Raw genomic sequence first — 6,643 nt, forward strand, 5'->3', positions numbered from 1 at the left:
CCGGCTGTGATCAAATTCAACAGATGCTGTTCATCCTTGTTTAAAGTTAAGTCCATGGAAATTATTTTGTTATTCATATTGTTGCCTCCGGATATTTTTATATATAGTTATCGTGAGCTTGTTACAGTAATTTCAATGATTATTCCAAAAAACTCATCCCCGGCCCTTCTCTTGCAAAGAGAAGGGCGAGAAACAATGCTAACAATCATACACCTCTCTTTTTAAAAGAGGGGTTAGGGGTGAGTTCCCTCCAGAGCCCCGAGCTTCGAACACAAAAACCAAAGTAAACTTTGGTTTTTGTATGGATTGCCTTGAAAAATAAATAAATGTCACCTACAATTAATATATGGAAGTTAGAAGACCAGACTCCGTTCAGGGTGCAGGATATTCCGGACCTGTTAAAGGAGAAAATTTATCGGTATTAGGAGCGGTTTCAGCTTTCCTATTTGCATTGTTCCGCAAAAAAAAAGATAAAAACAAGTTTTCCAAAGACGAGCAGATAATAGCCGGAATAATCGCTTCCGAAGAATTGATGGACCAGGTAAATGAAGAAATAGCTTCAAAGAAGAACAAAGAGTGAATGATAGATAATCAAATCTTATTTTTTAATAAACTAGCCGAAAAACTAACTCTTCTATACAAGAAATTAATCAAAAATAACAAGGAAAATTTTCTCTATATTCATGATCAGTATAAAATAGTTATCATTAAATTCAGTCAGCTACTAGTGCCCAAAGGTATCAAGATCAATGAAAAAGTTTTTTCCAAACTTAGCGAAGATAATCTTAAGAAACTTATAGAAATTCTTATGAAAAAATACAGTATAGAAATTTTTAATTATTTTGATCAGCTTGCACAGGACCTGTACAATATGTTCGAAAGTATCAAAAAAGAAATACCGGACGAATTGCTAGCCGATATACAGGATAGCGCCATTAAAAATATAATAATTAATAATTTGGTAGCAGTATCGGTAAGCAGCCACAGTATTCAAAATTTTATCGCTGTAAAAACAAATGGAACGCTGGAAAATTTTCAGGTATTTTTGCTGGATGAGCAAATTAAAACCCCCCAGGTTTTTAAACGTGAAATATTATCGTTATTCACCGATTTTTATCTGAATTATCTGATGATCCTGAGGCAGCAGAAAAAAGTAATTATCAATCAGTTAAGTAAATAATAACCATCAATTTTTTGACTGCTTAAATGGTTGCATGGCAATATAAAAAGTGTTATATTAAAATTTGTTAATAAACATAGCAAATTGCCCGACTGTGCTCGTGATGTTCACTGAGAGATGAGCCAACACAAATTTAATTGGGAGTAGCGCTTAGAGGTAGCCGTGGTTATTTCTAGCTTACTAAATTCCCACTAGTTGGGAACCCACTCTGAATAATTCTGGTTCAGAGCATTAGCGAACACACGGCACGGTGGGGCTTTTTTTTTGCAGAGAAAGGTGGACCATGACCGTAAAAGTGATCATAGGCAGTCAATGGGGTGATGAAGGTAAAGGAAAAATTACCGACATTTTAAGCGGACAGGCAGATGTCGTGGTGCGCTATCAGGGTGGGAATAACGCAGGGCATACAATTGTAGTTGACGGCGAGATTTTTAAGTTGCATATAGTTCCATCGGGCATACTTTATGATAATGTAATATGTGTAATTGGAAACGGGGTTGTGGTTTCTCCCAATGTTTTACTGAATGAAATAGAAAAATTGAAGGATAAAGGTTTCAAAGTAGAAAATTTAAGGATCAGCCATACTGCGCATGTAATATTGCCGTTTCATGAGCAGCTGGACAAACACCAGGAACGTGATCGTGGCAAACACAGCAAGATAGGTACCACCTTCAGAGGTATCGGTCCTGCCTACACAGATAAAGTGGCCCGTCGGGGAATTCGTATGATCGACCTTCTGGACAGAGGGATACTCACCAGCATTATAAAAGAAAGAGAATGGACTCAGATCCTGAATATTTCCGAACGTGAAGTAAATAAAGTGATTGATGACTATATAGGTTATGGAGAGCAACTTCAACCTTATATGGTGGACAATGTCGCTTTATTACATCATTATTATAAACAGGGCAAGAAAATTTTACTGGAAGGCGCACAAGGCACAATGCTGGATGTTGATTTCGGCACGTATCCCTATGTTACCAGTTCCAATCCAACTTCCGGCGGAGCCTGCACAGGTTCCGGGCTGGCGCCGAATATGATTGATGAAGTAATTGGCGTAGCCAAAGCTTACATAACCAGGGTAGGCGAGGGACCGTTCCCAACTGAACTGGACGATGAGATGGGTGAATTTTTGAGGAACAAAGGTAATGAGTTCGGTACCACAACCGGCAGACCGCGACGCTGCGGCTGGCTGGACGGAGTTATTTTGAAATATGCAGCACGTGTAAACGGACTGACATCCATAGCTCTAACCAAAATGGATATTCTTTCCGGGATTAAAGAAATAAAGATTTGTACCGGTTATGAGATAGATGATAAATTAACAACTGATTTCCCCAGTAATGTACGTAAACTCAGCGAAGCGGTTCCGGTTTATAAAACATTTCCGGGCTGGGATGAAGTTATTGAAGATATCAAAGATTTTGACAGTTTGCCGCAAAACGCGAAAAATTATATTAAAGAAATTGAACGAATAGCGGAAATTCCTGTCTCTATCATTTCAGTTGGAAATTCCAGACAAAGGACTATTTATCGTGACGTTTAAAAAAGTAGTTTTGGCCTATTCGGGCGGACTGGACACCTCTGTTATTATTCCCTGGTTAAAAGAAAATTATAATTGCAAGGTTATTGCTTTCGCGGCCGACCTGGGCCAGGATGAAGAGTTGGAAGGTCTGGAAGAAAAAGCTTTAAAGACCGGTGCTGATAAAGTATATATAGAAGATTTGAAGGAAGAATTCGTAAAAGATTATATTCTACCTGTAATCCAGGCCAGAGCTGTTTATGAGGGTAAATATCTGCTGGGAACATCTTTTGCCAGACCGCTGATTGCAAAAAAACAAGTGGAGATTGCCCGTAAGGAAAAGGCTGACGCTGTTGCTCATGGGGCCACAGGTAAGGGCAACGATCAGGTGAGGTTTGAACTGACATACGCTGCACTCGCACCAGACCTGCAAATTATTGCTCCCTGGAAAGACGAGAAATGGACTATAAAAAGCAGGGAAGATGCCATAGCTTATGCAAAAAAAAGGAATATTCCCATAACTGTTTCTAAAACAAAAATTTATAGCAGGGATCGCAACCTCTGGCACATCAGCCATGAAGGCGGCGATCTGGAAGATCCAAAAAATGAGCCGAAGCCCGGTCTTTTTGTTATTTCCAGTCCTCTGGAAAAAGCATCGGACAAAGCTGAGTATGTGGAGATAGGTTATGAGCAGGGCATACCGGTTTCTTTGAACGGAAAGAAAGTTAAACTTGTTGAATTGATAAGCAAATTAAATGTCATAGGTGGCAAACATGCCATAGGGCAAGTAGACCTGGTGGAAAACCGACTGGTTGGCATGAAATCCAGAGGTGTTTATGAAACTCCCGGCGGAACCGTACTTTATACCGCGCAACATGCTTTGGAAACTCTGGTCCTGGACAGGGAGACTTTTCATTATAAGGAACAGATTGCTTTAAAATACGCTGAGCTTGTTTATTACGGTTTCTGGTTTTCTCCGTTAAAACAGGGCCTTGATGCTTTTATAGCTACTACACAAAAATTTATGACCGGAAAAGTAAGATTAAAACTGTATAAAGGAAATGTAATTCTGGCCGGTATTGAATCTCCGTATTCACTTTATCAGGAATCGCTGGCAACTTTCGGTGAGGGCGAGGCCTATGACCAGAAAGACGCCAAAGGATTTCTGAAACTGCTTGGTTTGCCTTTGAGATCTATTTACAATAAACAAAAGAATTCTTAATTATACTCTTTCAAAATTGGTTTTCGGCTTTGCTCGCCTCGGCGAAGCCTCCGGCGTAGCCTGGGTTGTCTGCGTCGCTATGTGCTCGACGTATGTGTGAATACGACTGCGCGCATAGCTCACTGACGCCTCACCGAATTCCAAATTTTGTGCGAGTATATTGAAATCCAATTTTATCTTAGTATAGATCAATGTCATACTGAGCTTGACGAAGTATGACTAAACATCTTAAGCATCACCCTTCGTCAGGCTCAGGGTGACAGAGCCTTTAATGTTTTATATCACAGTAGCCCGGCTGTCTTTGCTTTTGCGGGGAAAATAAGTTACAATAATTAGGTCAAGGAAAGCATATGAAAGAAAAACTCTGGGCAGGAAGATTTGAAGAAAAAACCAATAAGGAAGTGGAGGCCTTTACCTCTTCTCTCAAAGATGATTACAGACTTTTTCAGGCTGACATATTTGCCTCAAAAGTCCATTTAAAAGAGCTGCGCAAAGCAAACCTGGTCACAAAATCCGAAGAAAAGAAAATTTCCGATTGTCTGGATGAACTGCTGCAGCAGTATAAACAGGGTTCTTTTATACTAAAACCCGAATACGAAGATGTGCACATGAATATTGAGTTTTATCTCATTGAAAAATTAGGGGAAACCGGGAAAAAGATACATGCCGGACGCAGCCGTAATGATCAGGTAGTTACTGCTTTGAAATTAACTTTGTTGAAAAGGGTCGAACGAGTTATCCAGTTGCTTTTGGACCTGGAAGAAACACTGGTGTTATGCGCTGAAGAAAATCAGGGAATTATTATCCCTGGCTATACACATCTGCAAAAAGCTCAACCCATACTTTTGCCCCATTATTACATGTGCTATTTTGAAATGTTTTACAGAGATATTGAAAAGATTTTGTTCTTTAAGCATTATTTATTGGAAAGTCCGCTCGGCGCCGGAGCGCTGGCCGGTAATCCATTTCATCTGGACAGAGAGTCCATGGCCAGAGAACTGGGGTTTTCCAAACCTACGAATAATTCGCTGGACAGTGTAGCTGACAGGGATTATGTTCTGGATATGCTTTATGGTCTGTCGCTGATTATGCTGCATTTTTCCAGGCTAAGCGAGGATATGATTATCTGGTCTTCGGATGAATTCGGTTATATCACAATCAGTGACGCTTATACTACCGGTTCATCCATTATGCCGCAGAAGAAAAATCCTGATGTTTCCGAGCTTACCAGAGGACGTACGGGTCGTGTGCTGGGAGATCTGCTAAATCTTTTTACAACCATGAAAGGTTTGCCCATGGCCTATAATCGCGATTTGCAAGAGGATAAGCATGCTATTTTTGACGCTTTAAACACAGTTGAACAGGTATTGCGGGTGAATGTAGGACTTCTGCAAAATATTAAAATAAATAAAGAGAATATTGAGAAACACTTGAATAAAGGATTTTTGCTGGCCACAGACCTGGCCGATTATCTGGTGCATAAAGGCATGGCCTTCAGAGAGGCACATCAGTTAGTTGGCAAGATTGTAAAGGACCTGATTAAATATAATAAAACTATAACTGATCTGACCTTAACCGAATTTCAGAATTATTCGGAATATTTTAAAAAGGACATAATGCTTTATCTATATTATGAAACAAGTATAGATTCTCGAGATTCCTATGGCGGAACAGCCAATAAATGCGTTAAGGAACAGATAAAACAATCAAAAAAAAGGATAAAGGAAGTAAAAGATGCAGAGCAATACTAAGGAACAGACACTGGTACTGATCAAGCCGGACGCGGTACAACGCAGATTGATCGGAGAGATAATTGCCCGTTTTGAAAAAAAAGGCCTTGATATTATCAAACTACAAATGATGACGGTTAACCGGGAGATGGCAGAAAAACATTATGCCGAGCATAAAGGTAAACCGTTTTATGATCGCCTTATAAATTTTATCACGTCAGCTCCTCTGGTAGCCATGGTAGTAGAGGGAGAAAGAGCAATAAATATTGTGCGTAAAATGTGCGGAGCAACCGACTCGGCGGTCGCTGAACCGGGTACTATTCGCGGAGATTATTCCATTTCTAATTCCCTGAACATTGTGCATTCTTCAGATTCATCGACCAGCGCTGAAAGAGAAATAGGTATTTTTTTCAGTTAGTTATTTTCGGTCAGTAAAGAGTAGAGTTTATCCAAAATAATATTTTGCAGCGATTTTGGAAGATTCAAACGCAGATGTCGAATATCGGGTGAGTCAAAAAAATATTTCAAGTCGCAGTAGAAATTTGCTTTAAAGTCCGGGTTCGTTGTATCAATTTTGTCAGTTTTGCGGCCATCTTCGGCTAAATATTCCAGTTTAATAAGCTTCAAGAATATTAGTCTGGGCCAAATTTCAGCTTTAATCTGTCGCTGAGAAAAAATGTCCAAAAGCATGGATATGGTGAGGTATTGCCGCTGTGAAGAGATAATTTTATAAGACATTATTAGTTTAACCAATTATATATCGGGGGAATTTTCAAATAATTTCAATATTTATGGGTTTGTACTCTTTACAAGGCAATGATAATTTGTTTAAATTATCTTTAGTATTTTTTACAGGGCTCTGAGCCGTTAGCTTTGAGCCTGAGCACTGAAAACCTCAGTTTTCAGTATTATTGCCCCGTTGTCCTTCGGCAGGCTAAGGATAAATTCCATGGTAGCACGGCTGGAAAAGGGGAAATTGAAATAGGTAT

General features: G+C 39.5%; 7 protein-coding genes. 6 read left to right on the forward strand and 1 reads right to left on the reverse strand.

Annotated elements, in window-relative coordinates; all coding sequences use genetic code 11:
• Positions 1–346 precede the first annotated feature (346 nt).
• The 6 genes from PHV30_11610 to ndk all read left to right on the forward strand — a co-directional run bounded on the left by PHV30_11610 (position 347) and on the right by ndk (position 6,072).
• Positions 347–580: a hypothetical protein gene (locus tag PHV30_11610; protein ID MDD5457660.1), complete on the forward strand. Its 234-nt coding sequence runs from the start codon at positions 347–349 to the stop codon at positions 578–580.
• Complete coding sequence (locus tag PHV30_11615; protein MDD5457661.1) at positions 581–1,180, forward strand: hypothetical protein; 600 nt, start codon at positions 581–583, stop codon at positions 1,178–1,180.
• A gap of 283 nt (positions 1,181–1,463) precedes the next feature.
• Complete coding sequence (locus PHV30_11620; protein MDD5457662.1) at positions 1,464–2,726, forward strand: adenylosuccinate synthase; 1,263 nt, start codon at positions 1,464–1,466, stop codon at positions 2,724–2,726.
• Entirely contained in the window at positions 2,713–3,924 is a 1,212-nt protein-coding gene (locus PHV30_11625) for an argininosuccinate synthase (protein MDD5457663.1), read from the forward strand. Before PHV30_11620 ends, PHV30_11625 begins: the two co-directional genes overlap by 14 nt.
• A 350-nt stretch (positions 3,925–4,274) precedes the next feature.
• On the forward strand, positions 4,275–5,675 hold the full coding sequence (gene argH, locus PHV30_11630; GenBank protein MDD5457664.1) for an argininosuccinate lyase: 1,401 nt from the start codon (positions 4,275–4,277) through the stop codon (positions 5,673–5,675).
• Positions 5,659–6,072 (forward strand): nucleoside-diphosphate kinase, encoded by a 414-nt coding sequence (ndk, locus tag PHV30_11635; protein MDD5457665.1) that lies wholly within the window; start codon positions 5,659–5,661, stop codon positions 6,070–6,072. Before argH ends, ndk begins: the two co-directional genes overlap by 17 nt.
• Here the strand turns inward: ndk and PHV30_11640 are convergent.
• Positions 6,069–6,407, reverse strand: a complete 339-nt coding sequence (locus tag PHV30_11640; GenBank protein MDD5457666.1) for a hypothetical protein — start codon at positions 6,405–6,407, stop codon at positions 6,069–6,071. The two genes, ndk and PHV30_11640, sit on opposite strands and share 4 nt — an antisense overlap.
• Positions 6,408–6,643 lie beyond the last annotated feature (236 nt).

The sequence above is a fragment of the Candidatus Margulisiibacteriota bacterium genome (genome assembly GCA_028715625.1).
In the GTDB taxonomy this organism is placed as follows: domain Bacteria; phylum Margulisbacteria; class Riflemargulisbacteria; order GWF2-35-9; family GWF2-35-9; genus JAQURL01.